The 18,267-nt window shown below is 60.6% G+C and carries 18 protein-coding genes and 1 tRNA gene; 10 read left to right on the forward strand and 9 right to left on the reverse strand.

Features of this window, described 5'->3' with window-relative positions; translation table 11 throughout:
* Positions 1 to 180: 180 nt before the first annotated feature.
* The 7 genes from NKI20_RS26140 to NKI20_RS26170 all read right to left on the reverse strand — a co-directional run bounded on the left by NKI20_RS26140 (position 181) and on the right by NKI20_RS26170 (position 7,864).
* Positions 181 to 1,002, reverse strand: a complete 822-nt coding sequence (locus tag NKI20_RS26140; RefSeq protein ID WP_352608712.1) for an MBL fold metallo-hydrolase — start codon at positions 1,000 to 1,002, stop codon at positions 181 to 183.
* A complete protein-coding gene (locus NKI20_RS26145; RefSeq protein WP_352835787.1) occupies positions 999 to 1,808 on the reverse strand; it encodes a TatD family hydrolase in 810 nt (269 codons plus the stop codon). Before NKI20_RS26145 ends, NKI20_RS26140 begins: the two co-directional genes overlap by 4 nt.
* Positions 1,808 to 3,358, reverse strand: coding sequence for a methionine--tRNA ligase (metG, locus tag NKI20_RS26150; protein ID WP_352608710.1), 1,551 nt, complete (start codon positions 3,356 to 3,358; stop codon positions 1,808 to 1,810). Before metG ends, NKI20_RS26145 begins: the two co-directional genes overlap by 1 nt.
* A gap of 140 nt (positions 3,359 to 3,498) precedes the next feature.
* Positions 3,499 to 4,554: a DNA polymerase III subunit delta' gene (locus tag NKI20_RS26155; protein WP_352608709.1), complete on the reverse strand. Its 1,056-nt coding sequence runs from the start codon at positions 4,552 to 4,554 to the stop codon at positions 3,499 to 3,501.
* Entirely contained in the window at positions 4,551 to 5,225 is a 675-nt protein-coding gene (tmk, locus tag NKI20_RS26160) for a dTMP kinase (RefSeq protein ID WP_023757828.1), read from the reverse strand. The genes NKI20_RS26155 and tmk overlap by 4 nt, the downstream gene beginning before the upstream one ends.
* 143 nt (positions 5,226 to 5,368) lie before the next feature.
* The gene (locus tag NKI20_RS26165; protein WP_352608708.1) at positions 5,369 to 6,535 is read right to left on the reverse strand and encodes a D-alanyl-D-alanine carboxypeptidase family protein; all 1,167 of its coding nucleotides are present in this window, start codon (positions 6,533 to 6,535) and stop codon (positions 5,369 to 5,371) included.
* Positions 6,536 to 6,637: 102 nt separating this feature from the next.
* Entirely contained in the window at positions 6,638 to 7,864 is a 1,227-nt protein-coding gene (locus NKI20_RS26170; RefSeq protein WP_352608707.1) for a septal ring lytic transglycosylase RlpA family protein, read from the reverse strand.
* 465 nt (positions 7,865 to 8,329) lie between these two features.
* On the opposite strand from NKI20_RS26170, the gene NKI20_RS26175 reads away from it, so the two are divergent.
* Positions 8,330 to 8,533 (forward strand): hypothetical protein, encoded by a 204-nt coding sequence (locus tag NKI20_RS26175; RefSeq protein WP_032907011.1) that lies wholly within the window; start codon positions 8,330 to 8,332, stop codon positions 8,531 to 8,533.
* Positions 8,534 to 9,035: 502 nt separating this feature from the next.
* On the opposite strand, the gene NKI20_RS26180 is transcribed toward NKI20_RS26175, so the two are convergent.
* On the reverse strand, positions 9,036 to 9,200 hold the full coding sequence (locus tag NKI20_RS26180; protein WP_023757824.1) for a hypothetical protein: 165 nt from the start codon (positions 9,198 to 9,200) through the stop codon (positions 9,036 to 9,038).
* 542 nt (positions 9,201 to 9,742) lie between these two features.
* Between NKI20_RS26180 and NKI20_RS26185 the strand changes: the two genes are divergently transcribed.
* From NKI20_RS26185 to NKI20_RS26225, 9 genes are all read left to right on the forward strand, one after another.
* Positions 9,743 to 9,832 (forward strand) — tRNA-Ser (locus tag NKI20_RS26185).
* A gap of 122 nt (positions 9,833 to 9,954) precedes the next feature.
* Complete coding sequence (locus NKI20_RS26190; protein ID WP_352608706.1) at positions 9,955 to 10,797, forward strand: sterol desaturase family protein; 843 nt, start codon at positions 9,955 to 9,957, stop codon at positions 10,795 to 10,797.
* 123 nt (positions 10,798 to 10,920) lie between these two features.
* Complete coding sequence (locus NKI20_RS26195; protein WP_352608704.1) at positions 10,921 to 11,727, forward strand: alpha/beta fold hydrolase; 807 nt, start codon at positions 10,921 to 10,923, stop codon at positions 11,725 to 11,727.
* 103 nt (positions 11,728 to 11,830) lie between these two features.
* Positions 11,831 to 12,529, forward strand: coding sequence for a DUF2161 domain-containing phosphodiesterase (locus NKI20_RS26200; RefSeq protein WP_352608703.1), 699 nt, complete (start codon positions 11,831 to 11,833; stop codon positions 12,527 to 12,529).
* A gap of 56 nt (positions 12,530 to 12,585) precedes the next feature.
* Positions 12,586 to 12,993 carry a DUF930 domain-containing protein gene (locus NKI20_RS26205; RefSeq protein WP_352729641.1) on the forward strand — a complete coding sequence of 136 codons (408 nt, stop codon included), beginning with the start codon at positions 12,586 to 12,588 and terminating at the stop codon, positions 12,991 to 12,993.
* A gap of 181 nt (positions 12,994 to 13,174) precedes the next feature.
* Positions 13,175 to 13,834, forward strand: coding sequence for a TerC family protein (locus NKI20_RS26210; RefSeq protein ID WP_023757814.1), 660 nt, complete (start codon positions 13,175 to 13,177; stop codon positions 13,832 to 13,834).
* Between the two features lie 139 nt (positions 13,835 to 13,973).
* A complete protein-coding gene (rimO, locus tag NKI20_RS26215) occupies positions 13,974 to 15,287 on the forward strand; it encodes a 30S ribosomal protein S12 methylthiotransferase RimO (protein WP_352835797.1) in 1,314 nt (437 codons plus the stop codon).
* Between the two features lie 97 nt (positions 15,288 to 15,384).
* A complete protein-coding gene (locus NKI20_RS26220; RefSeq protein WP_352835800.1) occupies positions 15,385 to 16,500 on the forward strand; it encodes an acyltransferase family protein in 1,116 nt (371 codons plus the stop codon).
* 65 nt (positions 16,501 to 16,565) lie between these two features.
* Complete coding sequence (locus tag NKI20_RS26225) at positions 16,566 to 17,045, forward strand: GNAT family N-acetyltransferase (RefSeq protein WP_352608699.1); 480 nt, start codon at positions 16,566 to 16,568, stop codon at positions 17,043 to 17,045.
* 133 nt (positions 17,046 to 17,178) lie between these two features.
* Here the strand turns inward: NKI20_RS26225 and NKI20_RS26230 are convergent, their stop codons facing one another.
* Positions 17,179 to 18,246, reverse strand: coding sequence for a BMP family ABC transporter substrate-binding protein (locus NKI20_RS26230; RefSeq protein ID WP_352835805.1), 1,068 nt, complete (start codon positions 18,244 to 18,246; stop codon positions 17,179 to 17,181).
* Between the last annotated feature and the right edge of the window lie 21 nt (positions 18,247 to 18,267).

An 18,267-nucleotide genomic window follows, 5' to 3' on the forward strand; every position in this document is an offset into this window, starting at 1 on the left:
TAAGATAGATTATGGAACTTTCGCGTTGAGGTAAGGCTGGAAATAGCCCGATGTTTTTCATACGCTGACGGACAGCCGCTTTTCGCCGTCGAAGCCGATCCAAGCCGACAAGATGATCTACCGCCGCAGCCTTCGCCGCATACATTGCTGTCTGCACGGCATCGGTGTGAAGAGCTGTTCCTATCGCGCTGAGTCGTAAGGGATTTCGATCACCATTCCATCATAGGCCGGCTCGACATTGGCTGGGGTCTCAGCCATGACCGCGGCGTAGTCGAGCGGCACATGCATATGCGTCAGCACGGCGTGTCTTGGTGCCAGCCGCTCGATCCATTCAAGCGCCTCGCCAAGTGAGAAATGGCTTGGGTGCGTCCGGTACTGCAGCGCGTCGATGATCAGCACGTCGAGGTCGCGCAGCCGTTCGGCTGTGGCCTCCGGAAAGCCGCTGATATCAGGGCAATAAGCGAGCGCGCCGACGCGAAAGCCGAGCGATATGATGTCGCCATGGATCTGCGGCAACGGCTCGAGGGTGAGGGCACCCCCCTCTCCTTCGATGACCAATGCCCTGGCGTGATCGATGAGATGCGGCTTGACGATCGGCGGATAGGAACTGCCCTGCGGCGTCTCGAAACAGTAGCTAAACGCCTCCCGCAGCCGAAGCATTGTTGCGCTGTCGGCGTGGATATCGATCAACTGGCGCTGATCGAGCACGAAACCACGCAGGTCGTCGATACCGTGAATATGGTCGGCATGTGGGTGCGTATAGACGACCGCATCGATGCGCCTGACGCCGGCCAGCAGCATCTGCTGGCGGAAATCCGGCCCGGTGTCGATAACGACGGTTGTGCGGCTGCCATTGGCCGCGATCCGCTCGACCAGTGCGGCGGTGCGCATGCGGCGGTTCTTCGGATTGTCCGGATCGCAATTGCCCCAGTCGCCGGTGATGCGCGGCGTGCCTGGCGACGAGCCGCAGCCGAGAATGGTGAGGCGCAGCCGGTCGGTCATCGTTCAGGTGCTTTGCTCGGCCAAGCGGGAGGTCGCGGCATCTTGCCGAACAGGCGGAAGAAATTGTTCGTTGTCAGCGCGGCGATTTCAGCCTCGCTGACGCCGATCGTTTCGGCCAGCACCTTGGCGGTATGGGCGACATAGGCCGGCTCGTTGCGCTTGCCGCGAAACGGCACGGGCGCCAGATAGGGCGCGTCGGTTTCGACCAGCAGTCGGTCATGCGGCACATCGGCGGCAATGGCGCGCAACTCAGCCGAATTCTTGAAGGTCAGGATGCCTGAGAACGACACGTAACCACCGAGCGCAACACCGATTTCAGCAAGCCGGCGCCCTGAGGAAAAGCAATGCAGGATGAACGGGAAGGCGCCCTTCCCTGTTTCGTCTTCGAGGATGGCTGCCATGTCTTCATCGGCATCGCGCGAATGGATGACCAGCGGCAATCCTGTCTCACGCGCCGCGGCGATGTGATTGCGAAAGCCCCGTGCCTGCACATCGCGCGGCGCCTTGTCGTAGAAATAGTCGAGCCCGGCCTCGCCGATCGCCACCACTTTTGGATGAGCGGCCAGCCGTACGAGTTCGACCGACGTCACGTCCAATTCTTCCGCGGCATTGTGCGGATGAGTGCCGACCGAACAGTAGACGTCATCGAAAGTTTCGGCGATTTCAATGATTTGCTGGAATCGCTTCACACGGGTCGAGATCGTCACCATACGGCCGATTCCGGCCGCCTTGGCGCGGGCGACAATGGCCTCCCGCTCCTCGGCAAAATCCGGAAAATCCAGATGGCAATGGCTGTCGACGAGCATCAGATGTTCGCGTCCGGCTGTTCGACATAACGCGGAAACACGCCTTCCGGCGGTGGCAATGCGGTGCCAGGCACCAGCGCATAGTCTGCGTGGACATGTGCGAAATCGCGGCTCTGCGCCGGCACCGCCAGCAGGTCGAGCAGCTTGTTGGCCGATCCCGGGACGAAGGGCTGACACAGCAGCGCCACGCGACGCACGACCTCTGCGGTCGTCCACAGCACGGTTTCCATGCGCGCCGGATTGGTTTTCTTCAACGCCCACGGTGCCTCGCCGGCGAAGTATCGGTCGGCCTCCGCCACCACCCCGAAGATTGACGCCAGCGCCAGATGGATAGCCTGCTCGGCCATCGCCTTGCGCGCGCTATCCAGGGCGGCGACGGTCCGATCCAGCATCGCGCCATCGGCATCCGTAAGGTCGCCGCGCTGCGGCACCACGCCGTCGCAGTTCTTGGCGATCATCGACAGCGAGCGCTGCGCCAGATTACCGAGTCCGTTGGCTAGGTCGGCGTTCGTGCGGTTGACGATCGCGTCATGGCTGTAGCTGCCATCCTGGCCGAACGGCACCTCGCGCAGGAAGAAGTAGCGCACCTGGTCGAGACCATAGTGCTCGACCATCGCGAATGGATCGACGACATTGCCAACCGATTTCGACATTTTCTCGCCGCGATTGAACAGGAAGCCATGCGCGAAAACGCGGCTTGGCAACTCGATGCCGGCCGACATCAGAAACGCCGGCCAGTAGACCGCATGAAAGCGGACAATGTCCTTGCCGATGATATGCGTGGCCGGCCAATACTGCCATTTCCCGGCCTTTGTGTCGGGATAGCCGGCGGCGGTGATGTAATTGGTCAAGGCGTCCACCCAGACATACATCACATGCTTGTCGTCGCCTGGCACTGGCACGCCCCATTTGAAGGTCGTACGGGAGATCGACAGATCCTTCAGCCCGGACTTGACGAAGCTCAGCACCTCATTGCGGCGTTCGGTCGGCCCGACGAAATCAGGCTGGCTGTCAAAAAGGGCCAGCAATCTGTCCTGGTAGGCAGAAAGCCGGAAGAAGTAGCTCTCTTCTTCATTCCATTCGACGGGCGAGCCAAGCGGTTCGCGCCGCACGCCATCCTCGCCGAGCGTCGTCTCACCTTCGTCGAAATAGGCTTCCTGGCGAACCGAATACCAGCCGCTATAGCGGTCCAGATAGATGTCGCCATTGGCGGCCATCGCTTTCCAGATTGCCTGGCACGATTCATAGTGTCGCGGCTCTGTCGTGCGAATGTACTCGTCATTCGAGCCGCCCATAGCCTCGGTCATCTCGCGGAAAATAGCCGAATTGCGGTCGGCAAGCGCCAGAGGGGTGATGCCTTCCTTCTCGGCGGTTTGCTGCATCTTGAGGCCATGTTCGTCTGTGCCGGTCAGGAAAAAGACATCCTTGCCGTCCAGGCGCTGGAAGCGAGCCAGTGCGTCGGTTGCAATGACCGTATAGGCATGACCGATATGAGGCTTGCCGTTCGGGTAAAAGATCGGGGTTGTGATATAGAATTTGTCGCGTGACATGAATGAACCGTCATGAATGTCTGAAAGGAAAGGCGTGGCGGTGGATATCGCATCGGGAGGGCGATTGCCATCCCGCTGCCAACGCATGCCGTCCAAAAGTGGCCCCGGTTCTAGGGGCAACGGCATGCATCAAAAGGCCGTCACATTCGCATTGCAGAATTCAGGCGGTCGATCATGGTCAAGGCGTGCTGCTTCTTGTCGAGATTGTAGGTGTCGGTCTCAGATATAGCGTCCAGCGCCTCATGCCAAGTGTCCGACAGGGTTTTGGCCCGTGCCAGGTCGCCCGCCAGCGCCGCCTGGCTTGCCGCGTCCGACAACAGATCCAGCGCCCGGCGGTTGAAGATATCGAACTGGATCGTCTGGTCGCGGCCGGCGACGGCTTCGGCAAGGCGGAACGCGCCGCCGACATCGCTCTTTCTTCCGGTGACCAGAGCGTCGAGCGTGGAAGCGATCTCCAGCCCGCCATACTGCGTCAACAGGATGGCATTGCGCGCGCTACCCCCTGCCCGGCCCACCAAAGCCGCCCGCGCCGCCGGATCGTCAGGCGGCAATGGCTCAGTCGTTTCCAGCACCGCCATCAGGTCGTCGGCGTCGAGTGGCGTCAATCGCACCACCTGACAGCGCGACCGGATCGTCGGCAGCAGGCTGCCCGGAGCATGGACGATCAGGATGAACAGCGTTCGTGCCGGCGGCTCTTCAAGGTTTTTCAGCAAGGCATTGGCGGCATTGGTGTTCATGTCATCGGCCGGGTCGACGATGACGACCCTGTAGCTGCCGTCATGCGAGGTCAGCGACAGGAAGCGGCTGACCTTGCGGATTTCATCGACGGTGACGACTGTCTTGAAACTCTTGGTCTTGTCGTTAAGCGGCCGGGTCAGATGCAGGACGGAAGGATGCGCCCCGGTGGCGATCTGGCGAAACAGCGACGACGCCGGATCGGGCGTGGCAAGGCTTTCCGGCGCCAGCGCGAAATCAGGGTGCTTCAGGAGATGATGTGCGAGATGGAAGGCAAGCGTCGCCTTGCCGATGCCGATCGGTCCGGAGAAGATCAGCGCATGCGGCAGCTTTCCCGCGCGATAGGCGGCGGTGAGCATATCGGCGGCCTGCCGGTGTCCGACCAGGCGTGGCGTTTCGGATGGTTCGGGCACGCCGTCCAGTGTGTCGTGCTGCTCCGGCGCAATACGTTCGAAGATCATGCTGGCGTCGCCCGCATGTTGCGCGCCGGCGTTCTTGACGCCAGCGCCGCGAACACAGCAGCGGTGACGACATTCTCAACCGCATCCGGCTCGGCGGCCGCGTCGATCACGATACAGCGCTCCGGCTCGGCCGCGGCGATCGCCAGGAACGCTTCGCGGCGGGCCTGATGGATCGCCAGCGTCTCTTTTTCGAAGCGGTCGGCGTCTGCGTCGGCGCCGCGCCGCAGTGTTGCGCGTCTCAGGCCCTCGGCCGGATCGATGTCGAAGATCAGCGTCAGGTCGGGCATCATGCCATTGATGGCGACCTGCTCCAGCGCATTCATGAACGCTGGATCGATGCCACCGGTGACGCCCTGGTAGACGCGGGAGGAATCCAGGAAGCGGTCGCAAAGCACGATGGAGCCACGCTCGACCGCCGGTCGGATGACCTGTTCGACATGGTCGGACCGCGCCGCCGCAAAAAGCAACGCTTCCATCTTCGGCCCAAACGGTTCGGCGGCCCCCGAAAGCAGCACGTGCCTGACCGCTTCGGCACCCGGCGAGCCGCCCGGCTCACGGGTAAGGAGGACATCGTATTTCTTGGCGCGCATCTTCCTGGCCAGCCGCTCGATTTGCGTCGACTTGCCTGCCCCTTCGCCGCCTTCGAAGGTGATGAAAAATCCGCGTGCCAACCGAGAGGCCTTCTTGTCCATGCTTGAATGGGCTTGTAGCGCTCTAGATAGTCCGCGTTCGGCGAAACGTCCATGCCGTCGATTTTCTGCTTTTGTGCATATCGTTGCCCCCAAAACCGGGGCCACTTTTGAGCGACATGCATTTAGCGCAGCCAGCCGACCGCCAGCTCCTTGACGGCATCGAGCGCGCGCTGCGGCAGCGTACCGACGCCGATCGATTCGGCGGCGAAAAGCGGTGTCTCCTGACTGAGCGTATCGCCGATCCAGACCCGCAACGCGCCCACCGGCTGCCCCTCTTCAACGGGTGCTGCGACCGGGCCGTTGTAGACGATCCTGGCCGTCAGCTTGTCGCGGTTGGTGATCGGCAGGAAGATGTCGATCGGACCCTTGGCCTTCAGCGTCACCCCCGATTTGGCGCCGCCGAAAACCTGGGCTTCTCCAACGATCTCATCCTTTGCGAAGATTTCGGTCTTCTCGAAGGAGCGAACGCCCCAGTCGAGCAACTTTCGCGCCTCCTCGGCCCGCTCCTTGTCGCTGGCCAGCCCGCTCATAGCAGCGAACACCCGAGTGCCGTTATGGCTGACTGAACCGACGATGCCGAAGCCTGACGTCTCGCTGGCGCCGACCGCCAGGCCGTCGGCGCCGATATCCATCGCCAGCAGTGGATTGCGGTTCCTCTGTGAGATCTTGTTCCAGGTGAAATCCTTCTGGCCATAGTAGCGATAGAAATTCGGATAATCGCGCCACAGGTGCACGGCCAGCTGCGCCAGTTCACGCACAGTCGTCTGCTGACCATCCGCCGGCAGGCCGGTCGAGTTGACGAAAGTCGATGTCTTGAGGCCGATCTGGCGGGCGCGCTCGGTCATCTGCGCGGCAAAACTGTCCTCGGACCCGGACATGCCTTCGGCGATGACGATGCAGCCATCATTAGCCGCCTGCACGACCACGCCCTGAATCAGGTCCTCGAGCCGGACCGCCGACTTGAGCTTGGCGAACATCGTCGATGTTCCCGAAGGCGCGCCACCCTTGCGCCAGGCGTTCTCGCTGACCACGAACGTATCGTCGAGCTTCAGGCGGCCCGACTTGATGGCGTTGAACACCACTTCCATGGTCATCAGCTTGGCCATCGAGGCCGGTGGTATCAGCTTGTCGGCATCCTTCGAAAACAGCACCGTCCCGGTCTCGGCATCGATCATGAAGACCTGCGTGGCCTTGGTCTCGAACAGCTGCGCACGCACTGGAGCCTGCGAAAACAGCAGCAGGCCAAAAACCAGAAGCCCGGCGAGAGGCTGGAGCAAGCGCAATTGCATGATGTTCGACCCATTGGCCGGCCCGGCCGGCAAGCCCGCAAAAACTATCAGGCTTTTTGCGGGGCGGATCAACCGCACAGCGGAAATCCGGCTGGCTTCAGCTCAGTTGCGCACAGCCAGCGCATCCGGCGCGCCATGCGACCATGCTGCCTGCAACAAATCATCCAGATTGCTGTGGCCGTCTGGATAGAGATTGACCGAATACCAATCCTCGCCATCGAGTTCCGAGCGCTGGATCTCGATCTTGCCGAATGCGGCAAGCTGAGCGGCAATGCGCTTGGCCTCCGCTACATCCTCGAACGAACCGGCAGCGACGTAGTCGGTAGCCGAACCCTGCGGCTGTCGCTTCCATGACTGAAGGACATCGGCCGGCGACATACCATCGCCACCCAGTGCGGCGAACGCATTGGAGGCGCGTTCGACCCTCTCGTCCGCATAGGACAGCGAGGCCACGGCAAACGGAGATTGCCGCGGCAAATTGATTTCCGGGCGCTCCGGCACGATCGGGCCGAATTCGGGCAGCGTCAGATCGACGTAATCCGGCGCCTGCGCCGACATGTCCGGCTGGGCGACACCGGAATCGGTCAACTGACCCGGAAACGGCACCGCAGCAGCGCCGGCAGGCAGACTTGGCGACGGTCCGTTCATGGCCACCATGACGCCGCCCGGCAATCCATCCGACGGATCCGGCGCCCTGTTGCCCGGGTGGTAGGAGGCCATCAGATACTGGTCGTCATCGCCGTCGAGCGGTGCACGGCCGACATATTCGACCTTCACTTGAGCGGTGCCGATGTTGGCATAGTCAAGCATCTGGGCTGCGCGCTCCGACACATCGATGATGCGGCCTTCGTGATACGGGCCGCGATCGTTGACGCGAACGATGACCGAACTGCCGGTCGCGAGATTGGTGACGCGCGCATAGCTTGGCAGCGGCATGGTCGGATGCGCCGCCGTCAGGTGGGTCATGTCGTAGACTTCGCCGTTGGCGGTAAGCCGGCCGTGGAAGGCGTCGCCATACCAGGAGGCCAGGCCGACCTTGGCGTAGCGCTTGTCTTCCCGGGGATAATACCACTTGCCGCGAACCTGATAGGGTTTGCCAAGCTGGTCACGGCCGCCGCCGCGTTGCATGCGACCGTTCTTGGAGAACACGCGCGGGCTTGCCTTCACGCCATATTCGGATTCGGAAAAATATTCCTTGGAGCGGGTCTTCTTGTAGACCATCGCTTTCGGCTCAGGCTGCGACGCGCACGCCGCCAGCAAGGCGGCCGAAACGGTAAACAACGCAACTGTGGCAGCGCGACGAAGGCGCGTGTGCGTCACAGCCTGCATTTCCTGATGTCCCCTTCAGTCTCGACCTAGGACGCCGCGTTCAAGCATCAGAGGATGCCAAAACACGTACTCGACGAATATAAAAGACGCCTTGAACCCCGATCCCTTGTGCGCAGGAATTGTTTATCACGATATTAACCGATTGTGGCCAGAACCGGGCAAGAATGTGGCGCCGCCGCCATGCCGAGCACCCCGAAAAGTAACGGCTTTGCGTCGCTGCCTACGCAGCCCACATTGTCGACGCAATGAATGGCGAAGGCGCCGGCCTCATGGTTCGGAAGTCGCTCAAAGTGACCACCTCCTTGCTCGACGGCGAGGCCGGCGTCATCGACAACAACAAGATGTAGCCGGGGCGGAGTTATATCGTTTTACACAACCCCTAATTGCTAGCTCGCGGGACACACCGGCTGTTAATTTAGCCTCAGGGCGAGGAGGGAAAGGTAGCGAACCGGGAGGATATAGCGCATGAATTACGATTTCGGCATCCATCGATCTGAAGAGGATCAGCCTTACGAAGTTACCTCTTTCGCCAAAAAACATGGCTTGACGTTACGCGCTGCGGACGCCGTTCTTTTCGCCAAGGGCCCATCACGAACGGCCTGCGATGCGGCAGCATTGGCTTTCCTCTGTGCAGTCGCCGCACAAGCCAAGAAACAATCGACGCGCTAGCCTTCCGCGACCACGACTCGGCTCGATTTGTTTGGCCGGCGCTATCTCCAACCTGAGTAGGTTGCCGGCCATTATCGTCTTGCTGAAGTTGCAAGCCGCTCGCTTTCCGGAAAGTGGCTTGTGGCTATCTGCGGCGCGCGACCCTCGCGGCCGTAACAAGTCCAGGCCGCATCGACGAGACCGCTTAAGCGAAGGCCCGCCGCCTCATTTGCGAAGCGACGGGCCCTTCCCCACCCACAATCGCCTCCACGCAATTGCGGTGCCAAATTGATTGACCCATTATGGGTCACTAACCGCACCTGTGCTCGCCTCCCTTCCGCGATCACACCATAGGCTAACGTGATCTCGCAGTTCACAATACGACTACAAGCGGTCGATTCCTTAGGGATGTAGCCACTCCAAAAGCCCGCCGCAGGTCGCTCCCGTGGCGGGCTTTTCATCGATTAGGGTTTCGGGCCGGATTGCGGGCTTCCCATTGGATCGCCTATTGGGGCGGCCCCCCTTAGCGCTTCTTCGGCTTTGGCGTAATTTCTTGAACTCGCACCTTGTCGCCGATCTCCTTGGCCATCGCCAGGGCTTTGGCCTTGTCCTTGGTGGTCAGCACGGTCCGCCAATGCGGCTTCTCGAACACGCTGACAACGTAGGTTGTTACCGGCGTGTCTTTCATCTTATGCCCTCCCCGGAACCCGCACCACTTGGGAGCCGATCGGACGTTGCGCATCCCGATCTTCAGCAGTGATGGGCCGAGCATCGCCTGCCGCAAGCACAACCGTTAGAGATCGCTAATGTTCCGTTAAGCCGTTTTGGTTGGTCGAATGTCGGCTTCCAGTCCTGATTGCCCACCCTCTGTTGGCCTTCAGGAATGCATGTGAAGAACACCGGCCGGCCCGCGGCCTTACACGCCGAGCAGCCGAAGAGCCCGACCAGATCCCAATGCATGGAACCGTGATCCAGGCCAAGCCGATCGATCAGCGCCGGGACGTCCCCGTGGCGGTCACGCAATCCGTCGGTCCCGCTCAATATTTATGATTTATGCGCCCATGATGCCCGGGCAGTTGGAAGGCACCGCAGCGGTGGTTGACGCAGCCCTCAATGCCGCACTACAGGAATGAAGTACGAACCAGTCGGCAAACGCCTTCGGTGCCAATCCGGTGCCAAACAGGTCAAAACCGGCCGGACGAGCAAGCCTAAGTGATGAAAAGTCACGATGGAGGAATGGCCGAGCGGTTTAAGGCACCGGTCTTGAAAACCGGCGTGGGTGCAAGCTCACCGTGGGTTCGAATCCCACTTCCTCCGCCACAAATCGAAGAAATCGTAATAACATCAATAGTTTGATAATTCCTGCTTCAGCGCCTCGCTCACGATTCGCGCTGGCGGCGCCTCTGCGCGAACACAGAACCTTTAACCTTTGGAAAGGGGAGATGTGGTTCTTGTCAGAGGCGCAGGCGGCGCGCCGGGGCGAATGCATGGATATCTTTGGCATCAAGGCACTGTTGATCTGCGGGCTGATCTTCATTCCGTTCGAGAATCTGTTTGCCGAGCGGCCGCAGAAGGTTTTCCGCAAGGGCCTGATCGTCGATCTGATCTACATGCTGTTCAACGGCTTCTTCATAAAGATGGCCATGGCCATGATGGCGGCCGGTGTCCTCGGCTTCGCTGCGATCCTTGTCCCGCAATCGATAACCCAGGCCGTCAGTGGCCAGCCCGTCTGGCTGCAGGTTGCGGAAATCATCCTGATCACCGATATCGGCGTCTATTGGGCACATAGGGCTTTCCATAAAATCCCCGCGCTTTGGAAATTCCATGCAATTCACCACGGCATAGAGGAACTGGACTGGCTTGGGGCTTTCCACAATCACCCGGTCGACATCATTGTCACCAAGGCGATATCGCTGACGCCGGTCTATTTCCTTGGGTTCTCCGATGCCTCGATCGCCGTCTTTTCGATGATCTACTTCGGCCACACAATGCTTGTTCATTCAAACGTGCGGATTCCTTTCGGCCCCTTGAAGTGGCTGATCGCCAGCCCGCAATTCCATCGCTGGCACCATGCCAACCAGCGCGAAGCCTATGATAAGAACTTCGCCGGGCAGCTGCCTCTCCTCGACGTCATGTTCGGCACCTATAATGCCACCGGAGACAAGGTGCCGGAGAAGTACGGCGTCGATGATCCAATCCCCTCCACCTATATCGGTCAGACCGGCTATCCATTCCTTCCCCGCAGGAAGCTGTCGAACCGACCAGCGCCGCGCACCGAGGCCTGACATCGACGGGTTGTCACGTCAGGGCGCTTGTCAACTCGGGAAGCACAGGTAAAACTCGGGAGAGCGCAATGCCGCGCCAGCGGCTATTGCGGGTTTTTCCCGTTTGCCTTGAGACCTTTCAGCATGGAATACCACGACGGCGACCTTCAGAAATTCGAAGCGTGTGGCGCTGCCCCTCTTCCGGCCGCAAGTAACGAAGGCCAGGTGGAGCACGAAGGTGCGGAAATCTGGTACGCGACTTATGGGACTGGCTCTCCCGTGATTTTGTTGCATGGCGGCCTCGGCCACAGCGGCAATTGGGGATTCCAGGTTCCGGCATTGGTCGGGGCTGGCCACCGCGTCGTGGTGATCGACAGCCGGGGCCACGGGCGCAGCACGCGCGATGAGCGGCCGTACAAATACGAACTGATGGCCTCCGACGTTCTGGCCGTGATGGACCGTCTGGAGCTGAAGAAGGCGGCTGTGGTGGGCTGGAGCGACGGCGCATGCGTCGCTTTGATCCTTGGCATGACGGCCGCGGATCGCATCGCGAGTGTATTCTTCTTCGGCTGCAACATGGATCCCAGCGGCACGAAGGAAATCGAGCCAAGCCCGGTTCTCGACCGGTGTTTCGGCCGGCACGTCAAGGACTATGCCGCATTGTCGACTACGCCGGACCGGTTCGCTGCATTTGTTGATGCCGTTGGCCTGATGATGAAGACCGAACCCAACTATTCCGCGGCCGACCTGGCACAAATACGCGTGCCTGTGGCGATCGTTCAAAGCGAGCATGACGAGTTCATCAAACACGAGCACGCCGATTATCTCGCCCGGTGCATCCCGGCGTCCGAGCTGATCATTCTGTCCGGCGTAAGCCATTTTGCCCCGTTGCAGCGGCCTGAGCAATTCAACAGCGTTCTGCTGGCTTTCCTCGAAAAAGTTCATTCTTGAGGACGCAGGAAGCTGCATTTCCAACCCGGGCGCTGCCGACGTGGCGTTCGACGGTCGCGCTCGCGGGAGGCTTTTCGCGTCGAATCGGCTAAACCTTCGCGGCATGGACGAGATGTCACTCTATGCGCCGGTGAAGCGGTTCCTCGAAAGCCTCGACTTTGTCGTCAAAGGCGAGATCGGCGGCTGCGACATCGTCGCACTGCGCGAGGGTGAGCCGCCCGTCGTCGTCATCTGCGAACTGAAACTGCAGTTCAATCTCGAGCTGGTGCTGCAAGGTGTCGATCGTGCTGCGGCCTGCGACGAGGTCTGGCTGGCCGCGCGCATGTCGGCCCGGGGCAAGGGCCGCGAAAGCGATGCACGGTTTCGCAATCTCTGCCGCCGCCTTGGCTTCGGTTTGCTTGGCGTGACCGCGACCGACCGCGTTGAAGTGCTTCTCAGTCCGATCGCGCAGGCGCCGCGCAAGAATGCGCGCCGGCGCTCCCGCCTGGTCGACGAGCACCAGCGCCGTCGCGGCGATCCCGTTGCGGGAGGGGGATCGCGCAATCCGATCATGACGGCCTACCGGCAAAGCGCCCTCGCCTGCGCTGCCGCGATGGTGGACGGACCCAAGCGGCCGCGCGAACTGAAGGTGCTGACGCCGATCGCGCCGAAAATCCTGCAGGACAATGTCTACGGCTGGTTCGCGCGCGTCGACCGCGGCCTCTACGATCTCACGGATGCCGGCCGTGCTTCGCTGGTCCGCTGGCCACAGGCGTCGCACGATGAATCCCGACACGCAATTTTGAACGCATCGACCATTTGATTGATCATGCCTGCGGGGTCCGAGGCGGTCCCCTTGGTTGATTCCTCCGACAAAATGTGGTGCTTGTCCCGCCCATGAAGAAGCTCTGCATGACCGCCTTGGCGTCTGTGGCATTGAGTTTTCCGGCCAGCGCAATGGACAGTGCATTGCGCGCAGGCCTGATGAAACTCGATCCCCAAACCCGTCTTGAACAGCGTTGTGACGCCGAAGTGCTCGACCGGATCACCCACGATGACCGCAAGTTCAAAGCCGATCGCGTCGTCGCCTACGCCTTCGCGACGCCCGAGATGGACGTGGATGCCATCAAAAGCCCGGGCGCAGCGTTTCGCAGCAACGGGCAATGGTACCGGCTGAAATTCAAGTGCGAGACGGCGCCCGATCATATGGAAGTTTTGCAGCTGCGCTACCGGATCGGCGACGAGATCCCGGAAGCCGATTGGGCCAAATATAATCTCTACGATTGATCTGTGATCGGCCATGGTTTTGCCCAGCTATCGACGAGTGCCGCGGATCCTCTGATCAGATTTGACGTAACGATGCTTCGGTGATGTCGCCACGGGCGATCCCTTGACGCCAAGGGACCACCAAGTTAGGCCCTCTGGATAATCGAGGACCACTCGGCAAATCAGCAAGGGCTTCCGGTCGATGGATATTTTCAGCGCTGCCAGCCTGACGGCCCTGCTCCAGGTCATAGCCATCGACCTCGTGCTTGCCGGCGACAATGCGATCGTCATCGGCCTCGCCGCAGCCGGCCTGCCGGCCGAACAACGCAAGAATGCGATCCTCATCGGTGTGCTGGCGGCAACCGTGCTGCGCATCGGTTTTGCCGCGGTTACCGTCAAACTGCTGGCGATCGTAGGCCTGCTGCTGGCCGGCGGTATCCTGCTGCTGTGGGTCTGCTGGAAGATGTACCGCGAGCTGCGCACATCCCAAGCCGATGAGCTGGAAGCGACCGAGGCGCTGTCGAACCTCGATCTCAACAGCGACAAGGCGGTGGCCGGAAAGGCGAAGCGCAAGACGCTCGGCCAGGCAGCCTTGCAGATTGTCGTCGCCGACGTGTCGATGTCGCTCGACAATGTGCTGGCGGTCGCGGGTGCTGCGCGCGACCATTTCCCTGTGCTGGTCATAGGTCTCGTGCTGTCGATCGCGCTGATGGGCCTCGCCGCGACTTTCATTGCCAAGCTGCTGCATCGCCACCGCTGGATCGCCTATGTCGGCCTGTTGATCATCCTCTATGTGGCGGTGGACATGGTCTATCGCGGGGCGGTGGAAGTCTGGCCGCATATAAACGGCGCGGTCAGCTGAGGCGGCTGCCCGCCGCGTCTTCGACCGAAAGCTCCGCAGTGCAAACGCCGTGCGTTTTGCCGCATCGCAGGCGTGCCCATACCATTGCCGTAATAAGTGTGGTACTGCGCCGGCAATCCTGAAAGCCCGGAAAACCTATATGTCCGCTCCCCGCGTGAGTTTTGTCAGTCTTGGATGCCCGAAGGCGCTGGTGGATTCGGAGCGTATCATCACGCGCTTGCGCGCCGAAGGCTACGAGATCGCACGCAAGCATGACGGTGCCGACCTTGTCGTCGTCAACACTTGCGGCTTTCTCGATTCCGCCCGCGACGAGTCGCTCAATGCCATCGGCTCCGCGCTTTCGGAGAATGGCCGGGTCATTGTTACCGGCTGCCTCGGCGCCGAGCCGGATGTCATTCGCGAGAGACATCCCAATGTGCTGGCGATCACCGGACCGCAGGCCTATGAGAGTGTGATGGCGGCCGTGCATGAGGCCGCACCGCCTTCACACGATCCCTATATCGACCTGCTGCCGCCGCAAGGCGTCAAGCTGACGCCGCGCCACTACGCCTATCTCAAGATTTCCGAAGGCTGCAACAACCGCTGCACCTTCTGCATCATTCCCGCACTGCGTGGCGACCTCGTCTCGCGGCCGGCGGCCGATGTGCTGCGCGAGGCCGAGAAACTGGCCAAGGCAGGCGTCAAGGAACTCCTCGTCATCTCGCAGGACACCAGCGCCTACGGCATCGACATCAAGTATCAGACCAGCATGTTCGGCGACCGCGAAGTGCGCGCGAAATTCCTCGATCTGTCCGAGGAACTGGGCAAGCTCGGCATCTGGGTGCGCATGCACTATGTCTACCCCTACCCGCATGTCGCCGACGTCATCCCGCTGATGGCGGAAGGCAAGATCCTTCCCTATCTCGACATTCCCTTCCAGCATGCCTCGCCGCAGGTGTTGAAGAACATGCGCCGCCCAGCACATGGCGAAAAGACACTCGAGCGCATTCGCGGCTGGCGCGAGGTCTGTCCGGATCTCGCCATCCGCTCGACCTTCATCGTCGGCTTCCCCGGCGAGACGGACGACGATTTCGAGATGCTGCTCGACTGGCTCGACGAAGCCAAGATCGATCGCGCCGGCTGCTTCAAATACGAGCCGGTCCGGGGCGCCCGCTCCAACGAGCTCGGCCTCGAACAGGTCCCGCAGGAAATCAAGGAGGCGCGCTGGCACCGCTTCATGCAGCGCCAGCAGAAGATTTCAGCGACGCAGCTTGCCAAAAAGATCGGCAAGCGCTTGCCGGTGCTGATCGACGAGGCGCAAGGCACATCGGCAAAGGGCCGCACCAAATACGACGCGCCCGAGATCGACGGCTCCGTGCACATCCAGTCGCGCCGTCCACTGCGTCAAGGCGACATCGTCACCGTCAAGATCGACCGCGCCGATGCTTATGACCTCTATGGCTCGGCGGTTTGACGGGCGCTATTTACTACATCCGGCGATAGTTAGGGTCCTTAACCCGTTCAACCGCGATCCGCAGTAGAGTTTCCGTACTATAAATACGGAAACTCGGATGGACGCCAAACCTGCGGGGCAAGATTATATCGCGACGCTGGACCTGCTCAGGCTGGCGGCAGCACTTGCTGTCGTGCTCTTTCACTATTTCTTTCGCGGCGCGGCCGCCGAAGGCTTTCTCGCCGAGAGTTATCCGCTTGCAGCGCCGTTCGCCCTCTACGGCTATCTCGGCGTCAATCTGTTCTTTCTGATCAGCGGTTTCGTCATTGCCTGGTCGGCGGAAAACCGCAGATGGGGCGAGTTTGCGGTCGCACGTTTCGTTCGCCTTTATCCTGGCTTCGTGCTCTGCATGACGCTCACCTTCACGATGGTTATCCTTGCCGGCACACCACTGATTCCAGCCTCTTTCAGTCAGTATGCCGCCAATCTGTCGATGTTCGCACCGGCCTTCGGCCAACCCTTCATGGACGGCGTCTATTGGTCGATCGTGCTAGAGTTGGTTTTCTACGGCTGGGTGACGCTGGCGCTTTTCACCGGGCTCTTCCAGAAACGCAAGCTAGAGCTGATTTTCGTCTGGCTGGCGGTGTCGGCGTTGAACGAGTTTTTCGTAGGCAGCGGCGCGGCAAGGCTGCTGTTCATCACCGAGTTCGGACCGTTCTTCGCCGCTGGCGTGGTGTTTCATCACATCCACGCACACGGCCGTTCACTACCGGCTTTGCTGCTGCTTGTCGCATCATTCCTGATGTCCTGCGGCACACTGTCGGTGACGCAGCGCTGGATGCAGGGCCACTACGGCATCGCAGTTACATCGGCCAATCTCGTCCTCGCCAATGTCGTCATGCACGCGGCCTTGATCGGCGCGGTGCTGTTGCGCAACCGTGTCAGGCCGTCGGCGCTCACCCTGGCGCTGGGCGGCCTGACCTACCCACTCTATCTGCTGCATCAGAAGATCGGTTATCTCGCGATCAATGCCGCCGCACCCCTGATCGGCAAATGGTTTGCCGCCCTCGGCTGCATCGCGCTCATGCTGGTTGTTTCTTGGCTGATCTGGCGCACGTGCGAACGACCGGCTCAGCGGCTGCTCAGGATCTGGCTCGGCCTCGCGGTCGATCGGTTACGACGTGGCCGCGATATTCAAAGAGACGGGCTCCGGGACGAAGCTAGATCGTGTTGAGCGCAAAAAAGTCATGGCGCTTGCACGAGCCAGACAGTCGGCAAATTCGATAAAGGAGTTACTCAATGATTTCGTTAAGGCCAATGCGAGACAGCGAGTTTGTAGCTTATCTCGACTATTTTATTCCTGACTACGCATCCGAGATCGCCTCGAACTACCGGCTTTCCGATAATGAGTCTCTTGCACAAGCGAAACAGGAAATCGCATCTGACTTACCTGACGGCGTCGATACGATCGGCCACGTCTTGCTGTGCCTGGTCGATCCGACCGGAACCCCTGAAAAGGTTATTGGGTACCTATGGTACAAACAGGATCCGACGATGCGCGCGGCATTCATCAGCGATTTTCACATCTTTCCTGCCTATCAGGGTCAAGGCCTCGGTAAGCAGGCCTTAGAAGTTCTTGAAAACGACCTAAAACGCAAAGGTTTTCAACAAATAAAGCTCCGAGTGGCTGATGATAACAAACGCGCCAGGCATGTTTATGAAGCCACGGGCTTTCGGGTAACCGGAATCAACATGAGCAAACCGCTCGTGTCGAAGTGAACCCCATTTCGCCCCCTACCGGAACCGACCCCTTCTATGTCTCGCGAGATTTCGTCACACACAAGCCGAGGCACAGCCTGCCGAATGGAAAAGGGCGCCTCGCGGCGCCCTTTCCTTTGATATCGCGCGCTGCTTACTGCGGCAGCTTGTCGTCGACACCCTTCACGTAGAAGTTCATGCCGAGCAGCGTGCCGTCGTCGGCGACTTCGCCATCCTTCAGCCACGGCGAGCCGTCCTGCTTGGCGATCGGTCCGGTGAAGGGGTTCCAGCCGCCGGCGATCTTCTTTTCGGTGGCTTCCGCCATCGCCTTCACGTCGTCGGGCATGTTGGTGAAAGGCGCGAGCTTGACCGCGCCATCCTTGATGCCGAGCCAGACATTGTCCGGCTTCCAGGTGCCGTCGAGGGCTGCCTGGACCCGGCTGATATAGTACGGACCCCATTCGTCGGTCAGCGCGGTCAGCTGCGCGTTCGGCGCGAACTTGATCATGTCGGAGGATTGGCCGAACCCGTGCAGCTTGCGCTCCTCGGCCACCTGCAGGGCAGCGGTCGAATCGGTGTGTTGGACGATGATGTCGGCGCCTTGGTCGAACAGCGCCTTGGCGGCATCGGCTTCCTTGCCCGGATCGAACCACGAGTTCACCCAGACGATCTTGGCCTTGAAGTTCGGGTTGATCGACTGTGCGCCGAGCATGAAGGAGTTGATGCCCATCACCACTTCGGGGATCGGGAACGAAACGATGTAACCGGCGACGCCGGACTTGGATTCCTTGGCGGCAATCTGGCCAAGCACATAGCGGCCTTCGTAGAACCGCGCATTGTAAATACCGAGATTGTCGCCGGTCTTGTAGCCGGTTGCGTGCTCGAACATCACCTTGGGGAATTTCTTGGCAACCTTCACTTCGGCGTCCATGAAGCCGAACGATGTGCCGAAGATCAGCTTGCAGCCTTCGCGCGCCAGACGCTCGAAAGCACGGTCGGCATCGGGGCCTTCGGAGACGTTTTCAAGGTAAGCGGTCTCGACCTTGTCGCCCAGCGCCTTCTCCACCTCGAGACGGCCCTGATCATGCTGGTAGGAATAGCCGAAGTCGCCGATAGGACCGGTATAGACCCAGCACGCCTTCAGCTTGTCCGCAGCCTCGGCGGTTGCCGCCAGCGATAGGGCGGCGGTCGTTGTCATCAGGGCAATAAGCAGTTTTTTCATTGTGTTACCTCTCTGAGTTAA

The sequence above is a fragment of the Mesorhizobium sp. M0830 genome (genome assembly GCF_040319965.1).
Lineage (GTDB): Bacteria > Pseudomonadota > Alphaproteobacteria > Rhizobiales > Rhizobiaceae > Mesorhizobium.